The 26,279-nt window shown below is 73.9% G+C and carries 18 protein-coding genes; 9 read left to right on the top strand and 9 right to left on the bottom strand.

Annotated features, from left to right (window positions below):
• Positions 1-185: 185 nt before the first annotated feature.
• On the top strand, positions 186-386 hold the full coding sequence (locus AB0A69_RS18795; RefSeq protein ID WP_355363494.1) for a hypothetical protein: 201 nt from the start codon (positions 186-188) through the stop codon (positions 384-386).
• A 115-nt stretch (positions 387-501) separates the two neighbouring features.
• Here AB0A69_RS18795 and AB0A69_RS18790 read toward each other — a convergent pair whose 3' ends face one another.
• From AB0A69_RS18790 to AB0A69_RS18775, 4 genes are all read right to left on the bottom strand, one after another.
• Positions 502-1,476, bottom strand: coding sequence for a hypothetical protein (locus AB0A69_RS18790; RefSeq protein WP_361422662.1), 975 nt, complete (start codon positions 1,474-1,476; stop codon positions 502-504).
• Positions 1,477-1,864: 388 nt separating this feature from the next.
• On the bottom strand, positions 1,865-2,971 hold the full coding sequence (gene prfB, locus AB0A69_RS18785; protein WP_361422659.1) for a peptide chain release factor 2: 1,107 nt from the start codon (positions 2,969-2,971) through the stop codon (positions 1,865-1,867).
• A gap of 70 nt (positions 2,972-3,041) precedes the next feature.
• On the bottom strand, positions 3,042-4,277 hold the full coding sequence (locus AB0A69_RS18780; RefSeq protein WP_361422656.1) for a serine/threonine-protein kinase: 1,236 nt from the start codon (positions 4,275-4,277) through the stop codon (positions 3,042-3,044).
• 114 nt (positions 4,278-4,391) lie between these two features.
• The gene (locus AB0A69_RS18775) at positions 4,392-6,122 is read right to left on the bottom strand and encodes a serine/threonine-protein kinase (RefSeq protein ID WP_361422653.1); all 1,731 of its coding nucleotides are present in this window, start codon (positions 6,120-6,122) and stop codon (positions 4,392-4,394) included.
• A gap of 383 nt (positions 6,123-6,505) precedes the next feature.
• Between AB0A69_RS18775 and AB0A69_RS18770 the strand changes: the two genes are divergently transcribed.
• The 5 genes from AB0A69_RS18770 (at position 6,506) to AB0A69_RS18750 (ending at position 15,853) form a co-directional block, all read left to right on the top strand.
• Positions 6,506-9,583, top strand: a complete 3,078-nt coding sequence (locus AB0A69_RS18770) for an FHA domain-containing protein (protein WP_361422650.1) — start codon at positions 6,506-6,508, stop codon at positions 9,581-9,583.
• 135 nt (positions 9,584-9,718) lie between these two features.
• Entirely contained in the window at positions 9,719-11,089 is a 1,371-nt protein-coding gene (locus AB0A69_RS18765) for an ABC transporter substrate-binding protein (RefSeq protein WP_361422647.1), read from the top strand.
• Between the two features lie 4 nt (positions 11,090-11,093).
• On the top strand, positions 11,094-12,443 hold the full coding sequence (locus AB0A69_RS18760) for a sugar ABC transporter permease (protein WP_361422645.1): 1,350 nt from the start codon (positions 11,094-11,096) through the stop codon (positions 12,441-12,443).
• A 204-nt stretch (positions 12,444-12,647) separates the two neighbouring features.
• Positions 12,648-13,514, top strand: coding sequence for a carbohydrate ABC transporter permease (locus AB0A69_RS18755; protein WP_361422642.1), 867 nt, complete (start codon positions 12,648-12,650; stop codon positions 13,512-13,514).
• Between the two features lie 86 nt (positions 13,515-13,600).
• On the top strand, positions 13,601-15,853 hold the full coding sequence (locus AB0A69_RS18750; RefSeq protein WP_361422639.1) for a bifunctional glycosyltransferase family 2 protein/CDP-glycerol:glycerophosphate glycerophosphotransferase: 2,253 nt from the start codon (positions 13,601-13,603) through the stop codon (positions 15,851-15,853).
• On the opposite strand, the gene AB0A69_RS18745 is transcribed toward AB0A69_RS18750, so the two are convergent.
• The 5 genes from AB0A69_RS18745 to AB0A69_RS18725 all read right to left on the bottom strand — a co-directional run bounded on the left by AB0A69_RS18745 (position 15,854) and on the right by AB0A69_RS18725 (position 23,182).
• A complete protein-coding gene (locus AB0A69_RS18745; protein ID WP_361422636.1) occupies positions 15,854-17,491 on the bottom strand; it encodes a glycosyltransferase family 2 protein in 1,638 nt (545 codons plus the stop codon). It lies immediately after the preceding gene.
• The gene (locus AB0A69_RS18740) at positions 17,488-19,698 is read right to left on the bottom strand and encodes a bifunctional glycosyltransferase family 2 protein/CDP-glycerol:glycerophosphate glycerophosphotransferase (RefSeq protein ID WP_361422633.1); all 2,211 of its coding nucleotides are present in this window, start codon (positions 19,696-19,698) and stop codon (positions 17,488-17,490) included. Before AB0A69_RS18740 ends, AB0A69_RS18745 begins: the two co-directional genes overlap by 4 nt.
• A gap of 10 nt (positions 19,699-19,708) precedes the next feature.
• Positions 19,709-20,083 (bottom strand): SMR family transporter, encoded by a 375-nt coding sequence (locus tag AB0A69_RS18735; RefSeq protein ID WP_361422630.1) that lies wholly within the window; start codon positions 20,081-20,083, stop codon positions 19,709-19,711.
• Between the two features lie 10 nt (positions 20,084-20,093).
• Entirely contained in the window at positions 20,094-21,881 is a 1,788-nt protein-coding gene (locus AB0A69_RS18730) for a bifunctional glycosyltransferase/class I SAM-dependent methyltransferase (RefSeq protein WP_361422627.1), read from the bottom strand.
• A 62-nt stretch (positions 21,882-21,943) separates the two neighbouring features.
• Positions 21,944-23,182, bottom strand: a complete 1,239-nt coding sequence (locus AB0A69_RS18725; RefSeq protein ID WP_361422624.1) for a glycosyltransferase family 39 protein — start codon at positions 23,180-23,182, stop codon at positions 21,944-21,946.
• Between the two features lie 183 nt (positions 23,183-23,365).
• Between AB0A69_RS18725 and AB0A69_RS18720 the strand changes: the two genes are divergently transcribed.
• Genes AB0A69_RS18720 through rfbD form a run of 3 tightly spaced genes read left to right on the top strand, consistent with a single transcriptional unit; the run spans position 23,366 to position 26,276 of the window.
• Positions 23,366-24,436 carry a glucose-1-phosphate thymidylyltransferase gene (locus tag AB0A69_RS18720; protein WP_361422621.1) on the top strand — a complete coding sequence of 357 codons (1,071 nt, stop codon included), beginning with the start codon at positions 23,366-23,368 and terminating at the stop codon, positions 24,434-24,436.
• A complete protein-coding gene (gene rfbB / locus AB0A69_RS18715) occupies positions 24,433-25,425 on the top strand; it encodes a dTDP-glucose 4,6-dehydratase (protein WP_361422618.1) in 993 nt (330 codons plus the stop codon). The genes AB0A69_RS18720 and rfbB overlap by 4 nt, the downstream gene beginning before the upstream one ends.
• Entirely contained in the window at positions 25,422-26,276 is an 855-nt protein-coding gene (rfbD, locus tag AB0A69_RS18710; RefSeq protein WP_361422615.1) for a dTDP-4-dehydrorhamnose reductase, read from the top strand. Before rfbB ends, rfbD begins: the two co-directional genes overlap by 4 nt.
• The last annotated feature ends 3 nt before the right edge of the window (positions 26,277-26,279 follow it).

Raw genomic sequence — 26,279 nt, 5'->3', positions numbered from 1 at the left:
TTTTGTCCCGGCGCCCCCACGCCCCCGCGACCGCCCCCGCCCGCCTTCACCGGGTGGGGCGCGCCTAAATGCGCCGGACCTGGCAGAGTGGTAGGGGGAACGGATGCGTTTCCGTGAGCGTTGTGCGGAGAGAACTTGTGCACAGTCCGCGTCTGCGGCTCCGCCGCGCGGGAGGAGGAAAGCGCATGACCTATGACCGACTGGTATGCGCGAACTGCGCGGCGCCCGTCAGCGAGGGCCGGTGCCCCGTCTGCCGGGCCAATCGGGAGCGCCTCCAGCAGGAGGGGCCCTTCGGGGGCCTCAGCCCGGCGGCTCTGCTGACGCTGCTGGTCGTCCTGGTCGCGATGGTGGCCCTGCTGGCCGCCACGGCCCAGCAGACGGCGTAAGGCTTCGCCCGGCCCCCTCGTGGCGGCCGGGCAGGGGAAGGGCCCCGGAAGGCCGCTCAGCGGCTTTCCGGGGCCCTTCCTGCGTCGTATCCCGTTACCGGGTTACCGGCCGGTTTCAGACGGCCGTACGGCCACCGGCGACGAGGCGCGGCAGCATGCGGAAGCCGATGCCACCCGCGATCATCGTCGCGGCGCCGACCAGCAGGAACGTGGTCTCGGCGGCGCCGGTCTCGGCGAGCTCGCCGCCGGTCTCGGCGGTGCCGGTCTCGGCCAGCTCCTCCTTGGCCTTGCCCTGCTCGACCGGCTTCGAGCCGGCGGAGTCGGTGTCGGTGTTGTTGGCGCACTCGGCGCCGTCGAGGTCGACGGTGCAGTTGCCGGCGTCACCGGTGGTGGAGCCGCCGGTCGCGGCCGCGCCGCCGGTGGTGGAGCCGCCCTGGTCGCCGCCGGTGCCGCCGGTCGAGGCCGCGCCACCCGTGGAGGCCGCGCCACCCGTGGAGGCGGCACCGCCCGTGGAGGCCGCGCCACCCGTCGAGGCCGCGCCGCCCGTGGAAGCCGCGCCGCCAGTCGAGGCGGCACCACCCGAGGCGGCGGCGCCGCCCGTTGAGGCCGCGCCGCCCGTGGTGTCCGTACCACCCGAAGCGGCCGCGCCACCCGAGGCAGCCGCGCCACCCGTGGTGTCCGTACCACCCGAGGCAGCCGCGCCACCCGTGGAGGCGGCACCACCCGAGGCGGCGGCGCCGCCCGTGGTGTCCGTACCACCCGAAGCGGCCGCGCCACCCGAGGCAGCCGCACCGCCCGTGGTGTCCGTACCACCCGAGGCAGCCGCGCCACCCGTGGTGTCCGTACCGCCCGAAGCGGCCGCGCCACCCGTGGTGGTGTCACCGACACCGCCCGGGTCGCCTTCGCCCTCGTTGATGCCGAGGCCGATCTCCGCGCCGTCCTTGGTCACCTCGGCGCTGGCGCCGAGGCCCGCGACGTTGACCTCCACGCCGACGGCCGAAGCGGCGCCCGCGGCGGTCAGGGACGCGCCGGCGGCAATCACCGCACCGGCTGCGATCCGCGCCACGCGGACCCGCGTCTTCTTGGTCATCTGCTTGCTACCCCCAGTAGCTGAATTCGTCAGTGGAGCAGCGCTCGGGGCAGCGGACGCTGGGGGTCGTGCTTCTTGTCGCCCCCGATCACACACGCCCCCGTACATGCGCATGCCGCGCGTCAGCTTTCCCACTTTTCAGACAAGCGTCAAGGTCGTTGCGCGTGCGATGCCCGGAATGATCACACTTGCCGGGGGTGCAACGATGCAACTGTGACGTAAAAGCCGAACAACCGCGCCAGACTTGGCCGTTCCCTTGTCGACAAAGCGCTGAAACGGCCTGTCCGCCGCTTGCGTCAGCGAATTGACGCGGCATATGCGTGCGGCGCCGGACCCCGACCGGGATCCGGCGCCGCACCTGCGCCAACCGCGTTGTTCACGCGGGAGGTTACTTCTCCTGCTGCTTCCGCCAGCGGATGCCCGCCTCCAGGAAGCCGTCGATCTCACCGTCGAGGACCGCCTGCGGGTTGCCGACCTCGAACTCCGTCCGCAGGTCCTTGACCATCTGGTACGGGTGCAGGACGTACGACCGCATCTGGTTGCCCCAGGAGTTGCCGCCGTCGCCCTTGAGGGCGTCCATCTTGGCCTGCTCCTCCTGGCGGCGGCGCTCCAGCAGCTTCGCCTGGAGGACGTTCATCGCGCTCGCCTTGTTCTGGATCTGCGAGCGCTCGTTCTGGCAGGAGACCACGATGCCGGTCGGGATGTGCGTGATGCGCACCGCCGAGTCGGTGGTGTTGACGCCCTGGCCGCCCGGGCCCGATGCGCGGTAGACGTCGATGCGCAGCTCGGACTCGTCGATCTCGACGTGGTCGGACTGCTCGACGACGGGGAGGACCTCGACACCGGCGAAGGAGGTCTGGCGGCGGCCCTGGTTGTCGAACGGGGAGATGCGCACCAGGCGGTGCGTGCCCTGCTCGACGGAGAGGGTGCCGTAGGCGTACGGCGCCTTGACGACGAAGGTGGTCGACTTGATGCCGGCCTCTTCGGCGTACGACGTCTCGTAGACCTCCGTCGAGTACCCGTGGCGCTCGGCCCAGCGCAGGTACATGCGCTGCAGGCGCTCGGCGAAGTCGGAGGCGTCGACGCCGCCGGCCTCGGCGCGGATGTTGACCAGGGCCTCGCGCTCGTCGTACTCGCCGGAGAGGAGGGTGCGGACCTCCATCTCGTCGAGCGCCTTGCGGACGGAGATCAGCTCCGCCTCGGCCTCGGCGAGGGTGTCCGAGTCGTCCATCTCCTCGGCGAGCTCGAAGAGGACGGCGAGGTCGTCGATGCGACCGCGCAGTGCCTCGGCCTTGCGCACCTCGGCCTGGAGGTGCGAAAGCCGACTCGTGATCTTCTGCGCCGCCTCCGGGTCGTCCCACAGGGACGGGGCCGCGGCCTGCTCCTCGAGCACGGCGATGTCTGCCCTCAGCTTGTCGAGGTCCAGGACGGCCTCGATCGACCCCATGGTCGAGGAGAGGGACTTCAGCTCTTCGGATACATCGACGACTGCCACGACACCAGCGTAACGGCTGACCGCGGCATCCCCGCCCGGCAGGAGGACCTCGGCGGCCCCCGCGGCCCCTCTACGGCTGCGCGGGGGCCGACTGCCGGGAGTCGCCGGGCGGCGCGGGTTCGTCGTCCGCGCTGGTCACGGCGTATCCGCCGACGCCCGCGGCGGCGACCAGCGCGGCGGCGGCGATACCCAGCGCGAGGCGCCGCTTGCGGATGGCGTCCGCTTTGTGGCGGGCGGAGCCGGGGCGGCGCCCGCCGGCGGGGCGGGGGGCGCGGGCGGTGCCCAGGGGGCCGCCGGAGAGCTCGTCGGGCGCCGGGACGCGCATGGAGGTATGGGTGTCCCGGTTGGAGTCCGGGGCCGAGCCGGGGACCAGCGGGACGGCGGCCCTGCGCGGCGCGTTCGGGACGGTGGGGTACGGGTCGTCGTCGTACGGCTCCGCGGACGGCTCGGTGTCCGGCTCGTCGACGTCCAGGGGCGGCATGCCCGCGAGGAGCGGGAGGACGTCGTGGAGGCGGGCGGCCAGCTCCGAGGCGCGCAGGCGGGAGGCGGGGGCCTTGGCCAGGCACTGCACGATCAGCTTCCACAGCTCGTCCGGGATGCCGGGGAGCGGGACGACCGTCTCGGTGACGTGGCGGCGCAGTACGGCTCCGGGATGGCCGCCGCCGAAGGGCGTGAAGCCGGCGAGGAGCTCGTACAGGACGGTGGCGAGGGCGTAGATGTCGACGGCCGCGCGGGGCGGGAGGCCCTCGACGATCTCCGGGGCCACGTAGTCGGGGGTGCCGATGACGCGGGTGGACTTCGTGCGGCCGGGCGTGTCGATGAGCTTGGCGACGCCGAAGTCGGTGAGGAGGGCGGGGTGGGCGCCGCCGGGGCCGAGCGGGCCCTCCATGTCGAGCAGGATGTTCTCCGGCTTGACGTCGCGGTGGACGACGCCCGCGGCGTGCGCGGCGGCCAGTCCGTCGGCGACGTCCGCGACGATCGCGACGGCGGCCTCGGGCGCGAGGCGGCGCTCGCGGTCGAGGCGGGTGCGCAGGTCGGTGCCGCGCACGAGGTCCATGACGAGCGCGAGGTCGTTGCCGTCGACCACCAGGTCGCGGACGGCCACCACGCGCGCGTGCTCCAGTCCGAGCAGGGCGGTGCGCTCTTGGACGAAGCGGCCGACGAGTTCCTGGTCGGATGCCAGGTCCTCGCGCAGCAGCTTGATCGCGACGGGACCCTCGGGGCCCTCGCCGAGCCACACCGTGCCGGCGCTTCCCCGTCCCAGGATCTGGTGGGCCGTGTACCGGCTGCCGATTTTCCGTGCCAAGACTGCTCCCTCAGCGGCTGGCGTTCCCGACCAAGTTACGCGGGTGCGGGCGCCGTTATTCACCTCCGGAGGGAAATCAGCCTCCGGAGGTCGACAAATCGACAGGGTTACCGGCTACTGCCCGGGGGGCGGGGTCGTGTTGTCGCCGCCGAGCTGGGAGATCCAGTCGGAGACCGAGGACACGGCGTCGCCGATGGCCTGCCAGTAGCCCTTGCCCTGGGCGATCCAGTCCTGGAGCGGGGTCTGCTCCCAGATGAGCCAGCCCGCCAGGACGAGCAGCACGACCGTGAACAGGCACCCCTTGAGGCAGCCCAGGCCCGGGATCCGCATCGGGTTGGCGCTGCGCTGCCGGGGCTGACGCGGCTCGCGCGGCGGACGCGGCGCGGGCTGCGGGGGCTGCTGCCGCTGCGGCGGGCGCGGCGGCGGCTGATGCTGCTGGGGCTGGTGGTGCTGGGGGGCGTACTGCTGCGGCGGGGGCGGCGGCGGCGCGTACTGCTGCTGGTGCCGGGGCGGCTGCGGAGGCTGCCGGTACTGCGGGGGCCGCTGCGGCTGCTGCTGCGGGTGCTGCGGGGCGGCGTACGGCTGGGGCTGCTGCGCCTGCGGGGCCTGCTGCGGCTGGGGCCGGCGGGGCGGCCGGCGGCGCAGGGGGTCCTCGCTCGGGTCCAGGTACTGGATCTGCGTCTGCTCGTTGCGGTCACGGGCCGCGCGCAGCTGCGTCTGCCAGGGGTGCGGCTCCTCCGGCTGCGGCGGGCCGTCGGGGCGCGGGGGCACCGGCGGCATGACCGCCGTCGGGTCGGCGTCCCCGGCACCGGGGCGGCCGGGGCCGCTGGTGGGCATGACGCTGGTCGCGGCGTTGGGGTCGTACTGTCCGGCGGTGCTGGGCAGCACCTGCGTCGGGTCCGCGGCGCCGGGCGTCTCCGGGACGGGGGCCGGGGCGGGGTCGGGCGCGAGCAGCGCGCCGACGCCCTCGGCGGCCTCGATCTGGGCGGGCGTGGCGTGCACGCCGATGCCGGCGGCGATGACGCGCAGGCCGCGGGCGAGGTTCTCGGCGCTCGGGCGGCGCTCCGGGTCCTTGCTCAGGCAGCGCTCGATGACGGTCCACAGGGGGCCCGGGACCGTGGAGGGGCGGCGCGGCTCCTCGCTCAGGTGGCGGTGCAGGACCTCCAGCGCGGTGCCGCCGGAGAACGGCGGCCGGCCGGTGACGAGCTCGTACAGCAGGATTCCGGCGCCGTAGATATCCACGGCGGAGGTCTGCGGGCGGCCCTCTGCGGACTCGGGCGCGACGTACGCGGGCGTGCCGACGAATTCGTGCGTACGGGTCAGGCCGGGGCTGTCGGCGAGGCGCGCGATGCCGAAGTCGGTCAGCATCGGGTGCATCCGGCCGTCCCGCTCGTCGAGCAGGACGTTGGCGGGCTTCAGGTCGCGGTGGACGACGCCGTCGGCGTGGCTGGCGGCGAGCGCGTCGGCGATCTGGGCGGTGAGGAGGGCGGCGGCGACCGGGGTGAGCGGGCCGTTCTCGCGGAGGTAGCGGTGCAGGTCCGGGCCCTCGACCAGGTCCATGACCAGGGCGAGCAGGTCGCCCTCGACGACGAGGTCGCGGGTGCGGACGATGTTGGGGTGGGTGAGGCGGAGGAGGACGGAGCGCTCGCGCAGGAAGCGCATCACCACGTCCGCGTCGTTCGCGAGCTCCTCCTTGAGGACCTTGATCGCGACGGTCTCGCCGGGCTGCCCCGGTACGGCCGCCTCGGCGCCCGCGGTCTCCCTCTGACGAGCCCGCCAGACGGTGCCCGTGGCGCCGCGTCCGAGCGGCTGCTCGAGCAGGTACTTACTGCCTACCGGCCGCACGTCATGCGCTCCCTGCGATCGTGGTCCTTGCCTGGCCCGCGCCCCCTCTGGGGGCCTCCCGGGTGTCCGCCCCACTGTAGTGCCGACGGGCACGACACCGGTTGGTCGTCTTCCGGTCTCGTACGGAGCCGAAGACGCAGCCTTCGGGTCCATGGTTGCCACACATGATCCCAAGGTGGGCACAACCTGGCATTTCCGCGATCCGGGCCGAGCATCCAAGATCATTTACTGCCGGGTCCCGGGCGTGTTGTCGGTCGCAGGTGCGAGGATGCCCTCAGCACTGAACCGGACGACGCGTCCGCGGTGGTGGGGGAATCGCGGGGTCCTCGGGGCCCTTCCCCCGGCCCGCCGGGCGCGCCGCGCAGAAGGGACCGCTGACGGCGATGCAGATCCGGCTGACCGTCCTGGCACCGACCGGCGGCCAGGCGGCGGGACGCGCCTGTGACGTGCTGGTCACCGCCCCGGCGGGGACCGCGCTGGCCGCCGTGGCCTCCGGGCTCGCCGCGGCCGTCGCCGGGCCCGACGTCTCGGGCACGGTCGTGCTGTACGCGGGCGGCGAGCGGCTCGACCCGCAGCGCCGCGTGCTGGGCGAGCCGCCGCTGGTGGACGGCGCGGTGCTCACCCTCCAGGTCCCGGGCGCGGACCACGCGCCCCTCGACGGCGCGGCGGCGCGCCTCCATGTGATCGCCGGTCCCGACGCGGGCGGCGTCCACCTGCTGCACGGCGGCCAGATCCGCATCGGCCGCTCCACCGACGCCGACGTCCCGCTGGACGACCCCGACGTCTCGCGCCTGCACTGCGCGGTGACGGTCGCCGACGACGGGCGCGTCACGGTCGCGGACCTCGGCTCCACGAACGGCACGACCCTCGACGGTGAGGAGGTCGGCCCGCGCCCGGTGCCGCTCCCCCCGGGCGCGCTGCTGCGCCTGGGCGAGTCCACCCTCCGGCTGAGCCGCGGCGCCCCGGAGCCGCCGGTGCCGACGACCCCGGACGGCGAGGGCCACCTGCGGGTGCGTGGGGCGGGCGCGGGGGCCGAGCCCGGCCCCTCCGCCACGCCCCCGATCCCGGCCCAGTCCCGGTACGCATCCGGCGCCGACGCCCCGGCCCCGGCCCCTGACACCTCGGGTGGTGCGTACGCCGCGCACCCCGGCGGAACCGTGCCCGCCCAGAGCGGTACCGGCGCCCCCGCCCAGGAGCCCCCCGCCGCCGCGGTCAAAGGCGGGCCGCGCAGGCGCGGCATAGGCGCCTGGGCCCGGCGCCTCGCGGGCGGGCGCGGCGACGAGGGCGAGGGCCCGGTGGCGTACGGGATCCCCGAGGTGCCGGGCCCGACCGGCGTCGGGGGCGAGGCGTGGCCGGACCCGGCCGCCGTGCTGCTCACGGCGCTCGGGCCGGGGCCCCGGCTCTGGGAGCGCGGCCCCGCGCACCCGGAGTCCCTCGTCGTACGGCTCGGCACGACCGACCGGGCGAACCTGCCCGCCGTGCCGGTCACGGTCGGCCTGCGCGAGGCGGGGTCCCTGGCGCTCGCGGGGCCGCGCCCGCGCCTCATGGGCCTGGCCCGGTCCGTGGTGGCGCAGCTCGCCGCGCTGCACGCCCCCGCCGGGCCCGACGGCGGCCTGGAGCTCGTGCTGCTCGCCGGAGCCACCCGCGCCAAGCGCGACTGGGGCTGGCTCGGCTGGCTGCCGCACACGCGGCCCGCCCACGGCCAGGACTGCCGGCTGCTCCTGGCGTACGACCGGGACCAGGCGGCCGCCCGCGCCGCCGAGCTCACGCGGCGGCTGGACGACGGACCGCTGGGTCCCGGCTGGGCCGCCGCCGACCGGAGGGCCGTCGCGGAGGCGGCCGCGCGCTACGACGGGCCGCGCACGGTCGTGGTCGTCGACGGCGACCCCGGCTCGGCGGAGCTGCGGGAGACGATGGCCCGGCTCGCCGGGGCCGGCCCGTCGGCGGGCATCCACCTGATCTGCCTGGCCGAGGCACCGGCGGCCTCGCCTCTCTCGCCGGTCGCGGCGACGTACGAGACGGCGTGCGCCGCGTCGCTCGCCTTCCGCGAGTGCGGGGCGGTCGCGCTGCTCTCCGGCGATGTGGCCACGGCGCTGCGCCTGATGCGTACGGCGGGCGGGCAGCCCGCGGGGCACGGCACCGTCGGCACGGTCGACGCCGTCTCGCCCGCGTGGGCGGAGCGCTTCGCCCGTGCCCTGGCGCCGCTGCGCCCCAGCTGCGACGGCGGCGCCGAGAGCCGGGCCGGTTTCCACGGGACCGGCACCGGGGCCGGTGCCGCGCCCGGCGGCCGCGTGGCGGCCATGGCGCCGCTGCCCCCGTCCTCGCGGCTCCTCGACGAGCTGGGCCTCGCCCGCGCCACGCCCGCGTCCCTGATGGCCCGCTGGGCCTCCGCCCCCGACGGCTCGGCCGTGCTGGGCACCGGTCCGCGCGGCCCGCTCGCCGTCGACCTCACCGCCGAGGGGCCGCACCTGCTGATCGAGGGCCCGGCCGGCAGCGGCCGTACGGAGCTGCTGCGCGCGGTCGCGGCGTCGCTGGCCGCCGCCTCCCGCCCGGACCGGCTGGCGCTGCTGCTGGTCGACGGCGCGGGCGGCGAGCGCGGCGAGGGCCTCGCGCCCTGTACGGAGCTGCCGCACGCCACGGAGCACCTGGTCGCCTCGGACCCGGTGCGGATGCGGGCGTTCGCCCAGGCGCTCGGCGCGGAGCTGAAGCGGCGGGCCGAGCTGCTGGGCCGCCAGGAGTACGCGGAGTGGCAGACGCAGCGGGAGGTGTCGGACCGCCTGATCGGCCCGCGCCGCCCGGCCGACGGCGAGCAGCCGCACCGCGGCGACCTCGACACCCCGCCCAGCAGCACGCTCCGCCTGCGCCCGGCGGCCCACCGCACCGCCGCGGGCCCGGGCGCCGGCGGCCCGGGGGACGACGCCCCGACCCCGCTCCCCCGCCTGGTCGTCCTCGTCGACGACTACGACGCGCTGGTCGCCCCCGCGCTCGGCAGCCCGGGCCGCCCCGCCGCCGGGTCGGTCGTGCGCGCGCTGGAGGCGGTGGCCCGCGAAGGCCACCGGCTCGGCGTGCACCTGGTGGCGACGTCCGCGCGCCCGGACCGTACGGCCGACACGGAGCTCGCTCGCGCCGCGCGCCTGCGCGTCGTGCTGGACGCGCCGCCCGCCTCGCCGGGACCGGACGATCCGGCGCCCGGGCGCGGCCGGCTGGGGCATCCGGACGGCCGGGTCACGCCGTTCCAGTCGGGCCGGGTCACCGGGCGCATCCCGCGCACGGCGACGCTGCGGCCGACCGTCGTGCAGCTCGACTGGGAGCGGATGGGCGACCCGCCGACCCGCCGCCCGGTCCGCGAGCTGGGCAACGGCCCGACCGACCTGGCGCTGCTGGCGAGCGCGCTGGAGCGGGCGGCCCGCTCGGTCGACGCCGCCCCGGTCCCGCCGCTGACGGCTCCCAGCCATCACTGACGTGACGTCACGAGCCCATCACGATCGCCCACTTGACAGGGAAGGCGGTATTGCGACCCCCGTACACCCGGCGTAGACCTGAGCGCACGGGACGCGTACGCGCACGGAAGAGTGCACGCAAGAGACGGGGCAGTGATGCGCACTACTCTTCGCACGAGCACGGTGGCCATGGCGCTGGCGGCGGTCGGCGCCCTCACCCTCGCCGGCTGCGGCGGCGGTGACGGCGGCAAAGGCGGCAGCCCCGGCCGGAGCAAGGATCCGGGCGAAACCGCCGCCACCGTCCAACTCCCCAAGCTCGACGGCCAGAAGGTCCAGGTCGTCGCCGTCTGGACCGGGCCCGAGCAGCAGGCGTTCACCAAGGTCCTCGACGAGTTCGAGAAGCGCACCGGTGCCGACGTCGCGTACGTCCCGACGCAGGACGCGATGCTCAACTACATCGGCACGAAGATCGCGGGCGGCTCCCCGCCCGACGTGGCGATGCTCCAGCAGGTCGGCGCGCTCCACCAGGCCGTCGCGCGCAAGTGGGCCAAGCCCGTCGGCCCGGAGGCCAAGGCCCAGCTGACCAAGAACTACTCCCCGGGCTGGCAGCGGCTCGGCGCGGTCGACGGCACCCAGTACGGCGTGTACTTCAAGGCCGCCAACAAGTCGCTGATCTGGTACAACACCGCCGTCTTCGACAACGCGGGCGTGTCCGAGCCGAAGACGTGGAAGGAGCTGCTGTCCACGGCCGAGACGATCTCCGCGTCCGGTGTCACGCCGGTCTCGATCGGCGGCGCGGACGGCTGGACCCTCACGGACTGGTTCGAGAACGTCTACCTCTCCCAGGCGGGGCCGGAGAAGTACGACCAGCTCGCGAAGCACGAGATCAAGTGGACCGATCCCTCCGTCACGCAGGCGCTCACCACCCTCGCCGAGCTCTTCGGCAAGCCGAACCTGATCGCGGGCGGCGCGCAGGGCGCGCTGCAGACGGAGTTCCCGGCGTCCGTCACGCAGACGTTCACCGGGGGCGACCAGCCGAAGGCGGGGATGGTCTTCGAGGGCGACTTCGTATCGATCAACATCGGTCAGACCGAGGCCAAGATCGGTAAGGACGCGAAGGTGTTCCCGTTCCCCGCGGTCGGTGCCGAGCCTCCGGTGGTCACCGGCGGCGACGTGGCGGTGGCGCTCACCGACAAGCCCGCCACCCAGGCGCTGATGACGTTCCTCGCCTCGCCCGACGCGGCGCGCATCTGGGCGGGTGAGGGCGGCTTCATCTCGCCCAACAAGTCCATGGACGTGGCGGCGTACCCGAACGACGTCCAGCGCGACATCGCCAAGGCGCTGATCTCCGCGGGCGACGACTTCCGCTTCGACATGTCGGACCAGATGCCGCAGTCGTTCGGCGGCACGCCCGGCAAGGGCGAGTGGAAGGCGCTCCAGGACTTCCTGAAGAACCCGAAGGACGTCGCCGGCATCCAGGCACGCCTGGAGGCCGACGCGGCCAAGGCGTTCACCGGCAAGAGCTGACGCCATGGCAGCCCCCGCCGCCACCCCGCCCCTGTCGAAGAGGCCCGCGCCCGCGCCTCCGCGCACGCGCGTGACCGGCACCCGCACGCTGATGGCCGCGGCCTTCCTGCTGCCGGCCCTCGTGCTGCTCGGCGCGCTCGTGGTGTATCCGATCGGGTACTCGGTCTACCGGTCCTTCTTCGACCAGTCCGGCGACGCCTTCACCGGGCTGGCCAACTACGCCGAGATCTTCACCGACGACACGATCCTCACGGCCGTCAAGAACAACGCCGTCTGGGTGGTGGTGGCACCGACCGTCGCCACCGCCCTCGGGCTGATCTTCGCGGTGCTCACCGAGCGGGTCCGCTGGGGCACGGCGTTCAAGCTGGTCGTCTTCATGCCGATGGCGATCTCGATGCTCGCCGCGGGCATCATCTTCCGGCTGGTGTACGAGCAGGACCCCGACCGCGGGGTCGCCAACGCCGTCTGGGTCGGCGTGCACGACACGTTCGCCGAGTCGGCCGGCTACCCCAAGGCCCGTCCCCTCCCGGTCCACCCGCTCAAGGCGGCGGGCGGCGGCGCGTTCGTCACCAAGGAGCCGGTACGGGCGGGCACGCCGGCGAAGCTGCCGCTGATCGGCGTGGCCCCGGCCGACATGCCCGGCGACGCCGCGCCCGCGAAGGCGCCGCCGCCGCGGGGCGACGACATCACCGGCACCGCCTGGCTGGACTTCACCCGGGGCGGCGGCGGCACGCCCAACACCGTCGACGCCAAGGAGCTCGGCCTCAAGGGCCTGAAGGTGGAAGCGGTCAAGGACGGCAGGGTCGTCGCCACCGCGACGGCGGCGGCCGACGGCACCTTCACTCTTCCCGCCGCGGCCGACGGCGCGCACCTGCGCCTGCCCGAGTCGAACTTCCGCGAGCGCTACAACGGCGTCGACTGGCTCGGCCCGTCCCTCGTCACGCCCGCCATCATCGGCAGTTACGTGTGGATGTGGGCGGGGTTCGCGATGGTGCTGATCGCGGCCGGGCTGGCGGGCCTGCCCCGCGAGCTGCTCGAAGCGGCCCGGGTGGACGGCGCCAACGAATGGCAGGTCTTCCGCCGGGTGACCGTCCCGCTCCTCGCGCCGGTCCTGGCGGTCGTCCTCGTCACCCTGATGATCAACGTACTGAAGATCTTCGACCTGGTCTTCATCATCGCGCCCGGCTCGGTCCAGGACGACGCCAACGTCCTGGCGCTCCAGCTCTACCGCTCCTCCTTCGGCACGGACGCCCACCTCGGCGTCGGCAGCGCCATCTCGGTGCTGCTCCTGCTGCTGGTGATCCCGGTGATGCTCTTCAACATCCGGCGCATCAGGAAGGAGGCGCGGCGATGAGCAGTCGGCTTCGCCCCGACGCGCCTCCCTGCCGGGGGTCCGGGGGTCGCCCCCCGGGCAGGCACAGCAACATCCGGCGCATACGGAAGGAGACGCGGCGATGAGCAGTCGGCTTCGCCCCGACGCGCCTCCCTGCCGGGGGTCCGGGGGTCGCCCCCCGGGCAGGCACAGCAACATCCGGCGCATACGGAAGGAGACGCGGCGATGAGCCCAGCAACCAAGCCGTCGTTCGCGGCCCGCCTCGCCGCCCGTGCCGGGGGCGGCGCCCTGCGCGTCTTCCTCGTCCTCGTCGCGCTCTTCTGGCTGATGCCGACCGTCGGTCTGCTGCTGTCCTCGCTGCGCGACCCCGCCGACATCAACGCCTCCGGCTGGTGGACGGTGTTCACCGCGCCCGCCGAGCTGACCACCGCCAACTACGCGAGCATCCTCGACAACGACACCTTCACCCGCTCCCTCCTCTCCACCGTCCTCATCACCGTCCCGGCGACGGTCCTCGTCATCGTCATCGGCTCGCTCGCCGGCTACGCCTTCGCCTGGATGGACTTCCCCGGCCGCGACTGGTGGTTCCTGGTGGTGGTCGGCCTGCTCGTCGTTCCCGTCCAGGTCGCGCTCGTGCCCGTGTCGAAGCTCTTCGGCGAGGTCGGGATCTTCGAGACGGCCTTCGGCGTCGTCCTCTTCCACGTCGCCTTCGGCCTGCCCTTCGCGATCTTCCTCCTGCGCAACTTCTTCGCCGAGATCCCGCGCGAGCTGCTGGAGGCGGCCCGCCTCGACGGAGCGGGCGAGATACGGCTGTTCACGCGCGTGGTCATGCCGCTCGGCGGGCCGGCCATCGCCTCGCTCGGCATCTTCCAGTTCCTCTGGGTCTGGAACGACATGCTGGTCGCGCTGATCTTCGCGGACTCCGAATCCCCGCCGATCACGGTCGCGCTCCAGCAGCAGGTCCGGCAGTTCGGCAACAACATCGACGTGCTCGCGCCCGGCGCGTTCGTCTCGATGGTGATCCCGCTCGCGGTCTTCTTCGCCTTCCAGCGGCAGTTCGTCTCGGGGGTGATGGCCGGAGCGGTGAAATGACGTACAGGTCAGCGGACGTACACGCGCGGGTCCCCCGTATGCCACGGGGCGCGTAACCCGGTCGGTCCATCGGAAGTTCCCGGGCCATGCCCCGGTTCAGCGTCATCGTCCCCGCGTACAACGTCCGGCCCTACCTGCACGCGTGCCTGGAGTCGGTGCTCTCCCAGTCCTGCGACGACCTCGAACTGATCGCCGTGGACGACTGCTCGCCCGACGGCTGCGGTGCGATCGTCGACGAGTTCGCCGCCCGCGACCACCGGGTCGTCGCCGTGCACCTCCCCGAGAACTCCGGCCTCGGCCCGGCCCGCAACGCCGGGCTCGCCCACGCCACCGGGGACTACCTCGTCTTCCTCGACGGCGACGACACGCTCGTACCGGGCGCCCTCCAGGCCGTCGCCGACCGCCTCAAGGAGACCGGCGACCCGGACGTCCTGGTCTACGACTACGCCCGTACGTACGCCACCGGCGAGACCGTCCGCAACGAGTTCCACGCCCACCTCGGCCAGGAGGGACCCGCGCCGTTCACCCTCGCCGACCGGCCGGGGCTGCTCAAGGTGCTGATGGTGGTGTGGAACAAGGCGTACAAGCGGGAGTTCGTCCAGCGCGAGGGCTTCACCTTCCCGCCCGGGTTCTACGAGGACACGCCGTGGACGTACCCGGCTCTGCTGGCCGCCGGGTCGATCGCCACGCTCGACCGGGTCTGCGTGCACTACCGCCAGCGCCGCTCCGGCTCCATCCTGAGCACCACGAGCCTGCGCCACTTCGACCTGTTCGACCAGTACGAGCGGCTGTTCGCGTTCCTCGACACCCGCCCCGAGCTGGCGCACTGGCGGCCGGTGCTGTGCCGGCGCATGGCCGACCACTTCACGTCCGTGTTCATGGCCCCGGGGCGTCTGCCGCGCGGCACGCGCGCCCGCTTCTTCCGCCGCGCCCGCGCGCACTACCGCCGCTACCGCGCGCCGGGCGCCGCCCCGAAGTTCGCCGCCCCGAGGGTCACCACGCGCCTGCGCCACGCCCTGGTGCGGTGCGGCAGCCACCGTACGTACCGCACGCTCATGGCCGCCCGTACGGCGAGGAAGCGCCTGGCCGCCGCCCTCCGGTCGGCCGCGGGCAGCGTGCGCGGCGTGCTGCTCCAGCTGCACTACCGGGTCCAGCGCTGCCTGCCCGTACGCGACGACCTCGCCGTCTTCGGTGCGTACTGGAGCCGGGGTTACGCGTGCAGCCCGGCCGCCATCGAGGAGCGCGTGCGGGAGCTCGCGCCGCACATCCGGACCGCGTGGATCTGCGCGCCGGCGTACGCCCACACCGTGCCACCCGGTACGCGCCGGGTGCATCCGGGCTCGGCGGCGTACTGGACGGCACTGGCCCGCTCCAAGTACCTGGTCAACAACGTGAACTTCGACCGTCGGCTGGTGAAGCGGCGCGGCCAGGTCGTCGTCCAGACCCAGCACGGCACGCCGCTCAAGCACATGGGCCTGGACCTGATGCACCGGCCGGCCGCCGCCCGGGGCATGGACTTCGCCGGGCTGCTGCGGGCCGTCGACACCTGGGACTACCTGATCTCCCCCAACCGCCACGCCACCCTCGTGTGGGAGCGGGTCTACCCGGCCGCGTACCGCACGCTCGAGTACGGCAGCCCGCGCAACGACGTCTTCCAGCGGGCCGGCGCCGCCGACGTCGCCCGGCTGCGCGAGACGCTCGGCGTCCCCGAGGGGCACACGGCGATCCTGTACGCGCCCACCCACCGCGACTACGTCCGCCCGCAGCCGCACCTGCTGGACCTGGACCGGCTGGCGGTGGCGCTCGGCCCCCGGTTCGTGATCCTGGCGCGCGCCCATCCCACGCACGGCGACGGCGAGCCCCTGGCCCCGGCCGCCAACCCGCGCGTGATCGACGTCTCGGCGCACCCGTCCGTCGAGCAGCTGTGCCTGGCGTCGGACGCGCTGCTGACGGACTACTCGTCGCTGATGTTCGACTACGCCAACCTGGACCGGCCGATCGTCGTCCACACCGAGGACTGGGCGGTGTACGAGGCGGCCCGGGGCACCTACTTCGACCTGCGGGCCTTCCCGCCCGGCGCGGTGGCCCGCTCCGAGGACGAGCTGATCGACATCTTCGTCACCGGGCACTGGCGGGGCTCGCGTTCGGCGCAGCTGCGGGCCGCGTTCCGGGCGCGGTTCTGCCCGTACGACGACGGGCACGCGGCCGAGCGTGTCGTGCGCCATGTGTTCCTGGGCGAGGCCCCGGAGCGGCTGGCGCCCGTCGTCCCGCTGGAGGAGCGCCGTCCGGCGCCGTCGATGGGGCAGGCGGTGTCGGTGCTGTTCCCGGCGCCGCGCTGATCAGGCGCGTACGAGCAGGGCTTTGGCGAGGCGGCGGACGACGCCCCGCCGGGCCATCGGCACGAGCAGCCGCCCCGCCGCCCCGCCCGGCCGCCACCGCACCTGGAGGCGCCCCGCGTCCCGGCCCTCCGGCTCGACGGTGACGCGGTGCCGGGCGGGCCCGGCGACCTCGAAGGGCGGGAAGTCCAGCGGCGCGAGCAGCACGCCGGCGTTCACGGCGTCCCCGCGGGTGACCTCCAGCACGGGATGGCGCACGCCCCAGAAACCGTGCGGGGGCAGCGCCACCGCCGCCAGGTCGAGGCGTACGGCGCCTTGGAAGACGCCGCTTCCGGCCGGGTCGAGCCGCACCGGCAGGGTGGTGCGCCGCCCGCCGGGCGCGAGGTGGAGCCGGGCCGGCTGGGGGGCGAGCGACAGGCGGCGCCCGGGGTCGTACGTCCGTACCGCGAGCTCGACGACCGATCCGGTGTGCCGCAGGTGCGTGATCTCGTGCCGGAAGCGCGCCGCGCCGAACGGGCACCCCTCCAGGTCGAGTTCCGTCAGGTCCAGGTCGCGGCGGCCCGCCTCGGTCGTGGGCTCCGCCCCGCCCCAGTACGTACGCCCTTCCGCCACCGTCGTCCCCCGCGGGCCGACCCCGTGCACCAGCCCGCGTGCGGCGAGCCGCGCCTCGTCGTACCGGCCCTCGCGCAACAGCCCGATCACGGCCCGCTCGACCCAGCCCAGCCGTTCGTACGCGGCCGGGGCCAGCCCGTCCAGGTACGGCAGGGTCTCGGCGGCGAACTCCGCGACCCACTCCACCTCCCGGTACGGCAGGTCGCCCGCGTACAGCCGGAGGTCGTGGGAGAGGAACTTGAAGTCCTTCTCCTCCCGGACCGCCGCCGAGACGCCGTGCTCCGCCAGGAACGCGTCGATGAGCCGCGCGATGGCGATCCGGTCGCGGACGTTGGACATCAGGTGCCGCCGGTTGGAGATGGTGGCGGCGTCGGCGGCGGCGTAGGGGGCGATGTGCCAGCGGTAGACGGGCTCGGTGAGGACGGTGAAGGCGCGGGCGAGGGTGTACGCCTGGGCCGAGAACAGCTGGTCCTCGTAGTGCAGGTTCTCGGGGAAGCGCAGCCCGTGCCGGTCGAGGAACTCCCTGCGGTACATCTTGTTGGTCGACAGGGGCTCGAAGAGCAGCCGCGGCTCGTCCTCGATGCCCCGCACCGTGCGGCGCCGGCCGAAGAGCGACGCCATCCAGGTGGAGGTGGCGCCGGTGTCGGCGCGCACGCGTTCCACCGCGCCCATGGTGAAGTCGACGTCCGCCTCCCGGTGCGCGGCGAGCAGCAGTTCCACCGCCTTCGGCGGGAGTTCGTCGTCGCTGTCGAGGAACATCAGGAAGGGCGCGCGGGCGATCTCGACGGCCCGGTTGCGGGGCGCGCCGCAGCCGCCGCTGTTGCGCTCCAGCCGCAGCAGCCGGATCCGGTCGTCCTTGGCGGCGAGCGCGGCGGCGACCTTCGGGGTGTCGTCCGTGGAGTGGTCGTCGCTGATGACGATCTCGATGGCGCGGTGGGTCTGGGCGCGTACGGAGGCGACGGCGCGCGGCAGCCGCGCCGCGTCGTTGTGGACGATCACCGTCACGGTGACGTCGGGGAAGGTGGTCATCGGCGCGCGGCCTCCTCGGGGGTGGGTGCGGGGGTGCGCCGGCCGAGGGGCAGCACGGGCGGCAGGCCCTCCTCCCCCTCACCGAGGAAGACGCGGCGCACGACCCGCTCGGCGGCGTGCCCGTCGTCGTACTCGCAGAAGCGCAGCCGGAAGTCGTGGCGCTGTTTGCGGGCGGTCTCGTCGCACCAGGCGGTGGAGGTGAGGACCTCGGCCAGTTCGCCCTGGCCGCGGGTGACGGGTCCGGGGGCCTCGGCCGTCAGGTCGAAGTAGACGCCGCGGACGCGGGTGTACGTCTCCCAGTCGTCGGCGTGGATCACGATCGGCCGGTCGAGGTTGGCGTAGTCGAACATGAGGGACGAGTAGTCCGTGACGAGGACGTCGGCGGCGAGCGCGAGCTCCTCGACCGGGTCCCAGCCGGTGACGTCGAGGACGCGGGGGTGGCGGGGCCCGGGCAGCCGGTCGTGGAAGTAGTGGCCGCGCACCAGCAGCACGGTGTCCTCGCCGAGCCGCTCGGCGAGGCGCGGCAGGTCCAGGCGGGGCGTCCAGCGGGCCTCGTGGTCGCGGTGCGTGGGGGCGTACAGGACGGCCCGGCGGCCGGGTGCGATGCCGAGGCGGGCGCGGGCGGCGAGGACGTCCTCGGCGGTGGCCCGGTAGTAGACGTCGTTGCGGGGATAGCCGTAGTCGAGGGAGCGGTAGCCGGAGGGGTAGGCGCGGGCCCAGGTCTCGGTGGAGTGGCTGTTGGCGGAGAGGCTGTAGTCCCAGCGGTCGATGCGCTCCAGGAGGGCGTCGAAGTTGAGGCCCTGGGCGGCGGCCGGGTGGTGGCGCTGGTCGACGCCCATGCGCTTGAGCGGGGTGCCGTGGTGGGTCTGCACGTGGACGGAGCCGGGCCTCTTGACGACGTCGTTGGGGAAGTTGACGTTGTTGACGAGGTACTTGGCGCGGGCCAGGACGTCCCAGTAGTGGGGCGTGCCGGGGACGACGTGGTCGGTGCCGGGCGGCAGCAGCGGGACGCGGTCCTCCTCCACCACCCACACGCGGCGGATGTCGGGCGCGAGTTCGGCGAGCTCGGCGGCGAGGGCGGCGGGGTTGCAGTGGACGCCGCGCCCCCAGTACGCGGAGAAGACGGCGAGGTCCTCGTCGACGCGGCGGCGCAGGGCCGCGCGGTAGCGGCGCCGGGTGCGGACGGCCGCGACCTGCCCGGCGCGCGCCCCGACGGCCGTCTGGAGGGCGCGGCGCTTGTCGTTGGCGCCGCGCAGGGCCCGGTAGCCGAGGTAGGCCCCGTGCGCGAGGAGGTGGTGGCGTACGCCGTCGAGGCCCCCGGGGGCGCGGTGGCCCTCGGGGCGGAAGCGGGCCGCGTGGCGGGCGGCGCGGCGGAAGTACTCGGCGACGAGCGCGGGTGGCAGCTCGTCGCGGCGGGCGAGGGTGGCGAGGTAGTCGGCGGTCATCCGGTCGTACAGGCGGGCGCGTACGGCGGGGTTCCCGCAGCCGGCGTACAGCTCGTGCAGCCGCTCGTACGGGCCGAAGGCGGCGAAGTGCCGCTCGGGCTCGGCTGCGCGCCGCTGCACGGGCCGGTCGCGGCGGTGGACGACCGCCACGGTGTCGCAGCAGGCGACGCGCCGGGCCAGGAGGAGTGCGGCGTACGCGGGGTACAGGTCGCCGTCGACGGCGAGGAGCCCGGGGTGGTGGTCGAGGAGCCGGGCGCTGATGACGCGGGCGCCGAGGACGGGCGCGAGGTCCAGCAGCGCGGGCCGCTCGTCGAGGCTGGTGAGCCGGGGCAGGCGGGTGAGGAGCTCGGTGTCGCCGCTGGGCGCGGCGTCGTCCCACCAGTGCGCCACCCGGTGGTCGCACAGCAGGACGTCGACGGCCGCGGCCTCCGGCAGGGCGTCGAGCCGGGCGGCCACGGCGGCCGCCGCGCCCTCGGGCAGCCGGTCGTCGGGGTGGACGAACTGCACGTACGCACCGCGCGCGGCGCCCACGGCGGCGGCCCGGGCGGTGGCCGTCGACGCGTGCGGGGAGACGGGGACGACGGTGACGCGCGGGTCGCGCGTCTCGTGGGTCTCGGCGAGCGCGCGGGCGGCCGGGTCGTCGAGCGGCACGGTCACCACGACGTCGAGGCGCGCGTACGGCTGGGCGGTGACGCTCTCCAGGCACTCGCGCAGCCGGCTGAGCGAGGCGCGGCCGGAGACGATGACGCTGAGCTGGGTCATGGCGGTCCCCCTAGGAACGTTGGCCGGCGAAGACGGTGACGAGGCCGATGACCACGAGCAGCGACCCGGCCCAGGTCCACGGCGAGGTCCGCTCGTGCAGGAGGGTCGAGCCGGCGAGCACGATGAGCAGGTAGCCGAGGGCGTTGAAGGGGTACGCGACCGACAGCGGCACCCGCGCGAGGGTGGACATCCAGGCGACGGCGGAGACCGCGAAGACGGCGAGGCCGACCACCACCCAGGGCGTGGTCGCGGCGTGCACGGCGAGGGAGCCGCCGCCCTTCTCGACGGCGGTGGCGGCGGCCCGCATCCCGTGCTTGAGCATGATCTGCCCGGCGGCGGAGGAGAACACCGCGAAGAGCAGCAGGGAGAAGCTGGCGAGGGTCAACGTCCGCCTCTCAGACGCCCACGCGGTGGGCCCGGGCATCGGCGGGGACGTCGGTCGGCACGTACTGGCGGTTGAGGATGTCCTGGACATCGATGTGCTCCCCAGCGATGATCGTCCGCGCCGCGTGCGGGGTGAGCACGGCGACGTACTGGTAGCCGAAGAGGGTCGGCCGGATCCGGGTCAGCAGCTTCGACAGCGCGCCGAGCCCCCTGGCGGCCGGTCCGCCGCCGAGGACGGACCAGAAGGGCGCTCCGGTGGCGCGGAGGGACAGCACGTCGTAACCGGCGGAGCGCACGGTGCGGCGCAGACTGGCGCGGCTGAAGAAGCGCAGGTGCGTCTCGTCGAGGATGCCGCGCCGGTCGTAGTCGAAGATGCCGAGTGCGACGCGCAGCCGCGAGTACCAGTGGCCGAAGTTCGGTACGGACAGCAGGACGTGTCCGTCGGGGCGGAGCACGTCGCGCAGCTCGGCGAGGAGGCGCTCGGGGCGGGAGAGGTGCTCGACGACGTCGCCGGCGACGACGTAGTCGTAGCCGTCGCCCTCGTGGACGGCGTCGGGCAGGCCCTCCTCCAGGTCGGCCAGGTGGAACCCGCCGGAGCAGCGCGCGCGTACGCCCTCCACCTCGACGCAGTCGATGCCGGTGACGGTGTGCCCGAGGGCTTCGAGGCGCTCGGCGAACAGGCCGCCGGAGCAGCCGACGTCGAGGACGCGCCCGGGGGGCAGGTCGCGCATCCGGTCCAGGATGACGGCGTGCGAGGAGCCGTCGCCCTCCTTGAAGGCGTACGCGACGGGCTTGGGGATCCAGCCGCAGGTGCCGAAGCCCTTCTTCGCGAGGCGGTATTCGAGGACGTCCTTGACGACGTCCTTGGCGTAGCGCAGGCCGTTGACGTAGCAGATCTCGTCCCCGTAGTAGGTGGGGATGGGGATCTCCTTGATGCGCATGCCGGCGTCGACGAGCTGGACGATGATCTGGGTGTCGAAGTCGAAGGCGTCGGTGTTGCGGTCGATGGGCAGGCGCCGCAGGGCGTCCACCTTGTAGGCCCGGTAGCCGGAGTGGAACTCGGTGAGGGCCGAGCCCAGGAGGGCGTTCTCCAGCCGGGTCAGGATGCGGTTGCCCAGCCACTTGTAGGCGGGCATGCCGCCGCGCAGGGCGTCGCGGGGCCGCATCATGCGGGAGCCGAAGACGGCTTCGCACTCGCCGCGCACGAGGGGCTCGACCATCTGCGGGAGCAGCTCGGGGGCGTACTGGCCGTCGCCGTGGAGGAGGACGACGATGTCGAGGCCGCGCTCGGCGGCGAGGGCGTAACCGGCCTTCTGGTTGCCGCCGTAGCCGAGGTTCTTGGTGTGCCGCATGACGACGGTGGGCGGCATGCCGTCGAGCTGCGACCAGCGGCAGCCGGCGGTGAAGGTGGCGTCGTGGCTGGCGTCGTCGAGGATGAGGATCTCGGCGATGCGGGACCGGAAGTCGGCGGGGATGCGGTCGAGGGTCTTCTCGAGGGTCGACTCGGCGTTGTACGCGACGACGAGGACGCCGATACGGGGATCGGCGGCCCCGGCGGGGCGGGTCGACGCGGTGATTCCTGGCACCCCGGCGGGGCTTGCGGGACCGGCGGGGCTCGGGGGGCCGGCGGGACTCGGCAGCCCGGCGGGACTCGCGAGGGATCCGGGATCTGCGGGGCCTGCGGGACCGGCGGGACTTGCGGGGGCTTCGGGGCCTGCGGGACCGGCGGGACCGGCCGGGCTCGGCAGCCCGGGGGGACTCGCGGGGGCTTCGGGGCCTGCGGGACTGTCGGGAGTCATGGGACTTCTCCACTCTCGGGTGTCTCGGGGCCCGGGGGCGGGCCCGAGGGTCGGGGAACGGGTCAGTTGGCCGACCGGGCCGGTCGCGACTCCGTGCGCGGGCGGGCGATGTCCACGGCGGGCGCCCCCGGATCGCGGCCCCTCGCCGCGGAGCCCACGGCGCGGTGGACACCGGTCGCCACGCACACCGCCAGCACCGCCCACCCCAGCGCGCCGAACGCCATCTCCGTGTCCGTCCAGTGGACGGGCCGCTGCCCCGCGTAGACCGACACGGCCACGCCGCCGACGACGACGCCGTACGCGATCCCCTGCCACAGGCCGATGACGAAGAGCCCGGCCGCCGGCCACGCGAGGTACTGCACCCCGGACGCGGTGCTCAGCAGGAGCAGCAGCCCCAGCGTGGTGGCGACGGCCACCGGCGCGTCGGCGGGGCGGCGCCAGGCCAGCCACACCCCCGCCGCCATGATCGCCGCGACGATGAGGAAGTGCCCGTCACCGCGCACCAGCGCCACGTACGGCTCCGGCACCCCGGCCCAGCGGGCGAAGCGGATGATGCCCCAGAAGCTGAAGTTGCCGCCCGCGTACTCCAGCACGTTCGCCTTGAGCGCGCCGGGCACCGTGGCGATGACCGGCCCCCACACGGCGAGGAACACCACCGCGAAGCCACCGCCGAACCGCAGCAGTGCGGGCCGTCCGGCGCGCCACGCGGCGACGAACAGCAGCGGAACCGCCACCACCGGCACGATCTTCACACTGATGCAGAGCGCCGCCGCGACCCCCGCCGCCCTCGGCATCTTCCGGTCGACGAGCAGGTACGCGGCCGCGAAGGCGAACATCACCGCCACCGAGTCGGTGTTGCCGTGATACCCGGAGGTGGCGACGAGCACCGGGCACAGCGCCGCGCCCAGCGCGCAGGCGACGGCCGTCCGCAGCCGGCCCCGCCTCCGTACGATCTCGAACACCAGCAGCACGGTGATGAGGTCGGCCAGGCACGCGGGGAACCGGATCAGCGGCCGCCACGGCACCCCCTGCTGGGCCAGCCACTCCATGACGAGCAGCATCCAGCTCGCCAGCGGCGGGTGGTTGTAGACGGGCAGCCAGGGCAGCGGCTCGGCGTAGACGCGAATCGGGTCCGTCCGGGCGATGGCCCGCGCGAAGCCCCAGAAGAAGCGCACGTCGGCGGGCCCCCGGGTGGAGGCCGCGAGCGCGACTTTCGAGACGAACGCGACCGCCGCGACGACGAGGACGACGATCCGGGCTTTCCGCACGTCCCACGAGAGGGACGACATTCGGACGTTCATGTTGACGAACGTAGCAATACGGACGGTGCGAAGCGAAGCACCGATAAACACACTTAAACCGGCGTAAACGCAATACAGTTCACTGTACGTGCATTATCGCTACAAAACCGACTTGACGAATCACACGTATGGCTCACGGCCGTACGCAGGGCGCGGCGTCAACTCTCGTTCAAGGTAGGCCCAGTGAAAGCACTCGTACTCTCCGGAGGGGCCGGCACCCGGCTGCGCCCCATCACGCACACGTCCGCGAAACAGCTCGTGCCGGTCGCCAACAAGCCGGTGCTCTTCTACGGGCTCGAGTCCCTCGCCGCCGCCGGAATCCGGGACACCGGTCTCGTCGTCGCCCCGGACACCGCCGACGAGATCCGCGCCGCCGTCGGCGACGGCTCGCGCTTCGGCCTCGACGTCACGTACATCCCGCAGCACGCGCCGCTCGGCCTCGCGCACGCGGTGCTGATCGCCCGCGACTTCCTCGGCGACGACGACTTCGTGATGTACCTGGGCGACAACTTCATCGTCGGCGGCATCACGGACCTCGTCGAGGAGTTCCGTACGAGCCGCCCCGACGCCCAGATCCTGCTGACCAAGGTCCCCGACCCGCGCGCCTTCGGCGTCGCCGAGCTCGACGTCGACGGGCGGGTGGCGCGCCTGGAGGAGAAGCCGGCGCATCCGCGCAGCGACCTCGCCCTGGTGGGGGTGTACCTCTTCTCCCCCGCCGTCCACGACGCCGTGCGCGCCATCACGCCGTCGGCGCGCGGCGAGCTGGAGATCACGCACGCGCTCCAGTGGCTCATCGACGAGCGCCGCACGGTCACCTCCACGATCATCTCCGGCTACTGGAAGGACACCGGGAACGTCGCCGACATGCTGGAGGTGAACCGTTCCGTCCTGGAGATCCTCACCCCGGCGAACGAAGGCACGGTCGACGCCGCCACCGAGATCATCGGCCGCGTCCGCATCGGCGGCGGCGCGGCCGTGCGCGGCTCGCGGATCGTCGGCCCGGTCGTCATCGGCGCGGGCACGGTCGTCGAGAACTCCTACATCGGCCCCTCCACCTCCATCGCCGAGAACTGCCGGGTGACGGACAGCGAGATCGAGTACTCCATCGTGCTCAGCGGCTCCTCGCTCCACGGCGTGGGTCGCGTGGAGGCGTCCCTCATCGGCCGTAACGTCGAGATCACCCCCGCCCCGCCCATTCCGGCCGCCCACCGCCTGGTGCTCGGCGATCACAGCAAGGTGCAGATCTCGTCATGACCGTTCCCGTCACGCGGATCCTGGTGACCGGCGGCGCCGGTTTCATCGGCTCGCACTACGTCCGTACGCTGCTGGGCCCCGACGGGCCCGCCCACACCGAGGTCACGGTCCTGGACCGCCTCACCTACGCCGGAAACCCCGCCAACCTCGCCGCCGTCCGGGACCATCCCCGCTTCGCCTTCCTCCACGGTGACATCCGGGACGCCGACCTCGTCGACAAGCTGGTCTCCGAGCACGACCAGATCGTCCACTTCGCCGCCGAGTCGCACGTGGACCGCTCCATCCTGGGCGCGGCCGAGTTCGTCCGTACGAACGTACTGGGCACGCAGACGCTGCTGGACGCCTGCCTCCGCCACCGCACCGCGCCCTTCGTCCACATCTCGACGGACGAGGTGTACGGCTCGATCGAGACCGGCTCCTGGACGGAGGACGAGCCGGTGCGGCCCAACTCGCCGTACGCCGCGTCCAAAGCGTCGGCCGACCTCATCGCGCTCTCCTACCACCGGACGCACGGCCTGGACGTCCGGGTCACCCGCTGCTCGAACAACTACGGCCCCCACCACTTCCCCGAGAAGGTCGTCCCCCTCTTCATCACCCGGCTGCTGGACGGCGGAAGGGTGCCGCTGTACGGGGACGGCTCCCATGTGCGGGACTGGCTGCACGTCGACGACCACGTGCGCGCGATCGAGCTCGTACGGACGCGGGGCCGGGCGGGCGAGATCTACAACATCGGCGGCGGAACGGAGCTGTCCAACCGCAAGCTGACGTCCTATCTGCTGGACGCGTGCGGGGCGGACTGGTCCCACGTGGAGGAGGTCGAGGACCGCAAGGGCCACGACCGCAGGTACTCGGTCGACTGGACCAAGATCCGCGACGAGCTCGGCTACCGCCCGGCCAAGGACTTCGCGACGGGACTCGCCGAGACGGTCGCCTGGTACCGCGAGAACCGCTCCTGGTGGCAGCCGCTGCTGAACCGGGCGGCGCTGTGAGCTGGCTCGTCACCGGGGCGGGCGGCATGCTCGCCCAGGACGTGCTGGACCGCCTCGGCGGCGACGCCGTGGGCCTCACCCGGCGCGACCTGGACGTGTGCGACACGCACGCGGTCCGCGCGGCGGTGTCGGCGCTGCGCCCCTCGGTCGTCGTCAACTGCGCGGCCTGGACGGCCGTGGACGACGCCGAGACCCGGGAGGCCGAGGCCCTGGCGGTCAACGGCACGGCGGTCCGGTCGCTGGCGGAGGCCTGCGCGGAGGTCGGCGCTCGCCTGCTGCACGTCTCGACGGACTACGTCTTCGACGGCCGGGCCTCGGTGCCGTACGCCGAGGACGCGACCCCCGCGCCCCGCACCGCGTACGGCCGCACCAAGCTCGCGGGCGAACGCGCCGTCCTGGAGCTGCTCCCCGAGCGCGGCTACGTGATCCGGACGGCCTGGCTGTACGGAGCGGGCGGCGCCAACTTCGTCCGCACCATGACCCGCCTGGAGGCGGAACGCCCCTCCGTGGACGTCGTCGCGGACCAGCGCGGCCAGCCCACGTGGAGCGCCGACGTCGCCGGACTCCTCGTCGCGCTGGGCCGCGCGGACGCACCGCCGGGCGTCTACCACGCCACGAACGCGGGCGACGGCACCTGGCACGACCTCGCCCGCGAAACCTTCCGTCTGCTGGGCGCCGACCCGGACCGCGTCCGCCCGACGACGAGCGCGGCCTTCCCGCGCCCGGCGCCCCGGCCCGCGTACAGCGTCCTGGGCCACGCCCGCTGGCGCGAGGCGGGGCTGACGCCACTGCGCGACTGGCGGGAGGCGCTGCGGGCGGCGCTCCCCGCGCTGCTCACCCCTGCGCGGTGAACT

The sequence above is a fragment of the Streptomyces sp. NPDC045431 genome, assembly GCF_040646655.1.
GTDB lineage: Bacteria > Actinomycetota > Actinomycetes > Streptomycetales > Streptomycetaceae > Streptomyces.
This window is presented reverse-complemented; position numbering and strand designations above follow the sequence as displayed.

Excerpts from the sequence above, each read along its gene's own strand:
- AB0A69_RS18795 (WP_355363494.1), top strand. The coding sequence starts at position 186 with ATGACCTATGACCGACTGGTATGCGCGAACTGCGCGGCGCCCGTCAGC.
- AB0A69_RS18790 (WP_361422662.1), bottom strand. The coding sequence starts at position 1,476 with ATGACCAAGAAGACGCGGGTCCGCGTGGCGCGGATCGCAGCCGGTGCG.
- AB0A69_RS18770 (WP_361422650.1), top strand. The coding sequence starts at position 6,506 with ATGCAGATCCGGCTGACCGTCCTGGCACCGACCGGCGGCCAGGCGGCG.
- AB0A69_RS18765 (WP_361422647.1), top strand. The coding sequence starts at position 9,719 with ATGCGCACTACTCTTCGCACGAGCACGGTGGCCATGGCGCTGGCGGCG.
- AB0A69_RS18760 (WP_361422645.1), top strand. The coding sequence starts at position 11,094 with ATGGCAGCCCCCGCCGCCACCCCGCCCCTGTCGAAGAGGCCCGCGCCC.
- AB0A69_RS18755 (WP_361422642.1), top strand. The coding sequence starts at position 12,648 with ATGAGCCCAGCAACCAAGCCGTCGTTCGCGGCCCGCCTCGCCGCCCGT.
- AB0A69_RS18750 (WP_361422639.1), top strand. The coding sequence starts at position 13,601 with ATGCCCCGGTTCAGCGTCATCGTCCCCGCGTACAACGTCCGGCCCTAC.
- AB0A69_RS18745 (WP_361422636.1), bottom strand. The coding sequence starts at position 17,491 with ATGACCACCTTCCCCGACGTCACCGTGACGGTGATCGTCCACAACGAC.
- AB0A69_RS18740 (WP_361422633.1), bottom strand. The coding sequence starts at position 19,698 with ATGACCCAGCTCAGCGTCATCGTCTCCGGCCGCGCCTCGCTCAGCCGG.
- AB0A69_RS18730 (WP_361422627.1), bottom strand. The coding sequence starts at position 21,881 with ATGACTCCCGACAGTCCCGCAGGCCCCGAAGCCCCCGCGAGTCCCCCC.
- AB0A69_RS18725 (WP_361422624.1), bottom strand. The coding sequence starts at position 23,182 with ATGAACGTCCGAATGTCGTCCCTCTCGTGGGACGTGCGGAAAGCCCGG.
- rfbB (WP_361422618.1), top strand. The coding sequence starts at position 24,433 with ATGACCGTTCCCGTCACGCGGATCCTGGTGACCGGCGGCGCCGGTTTC.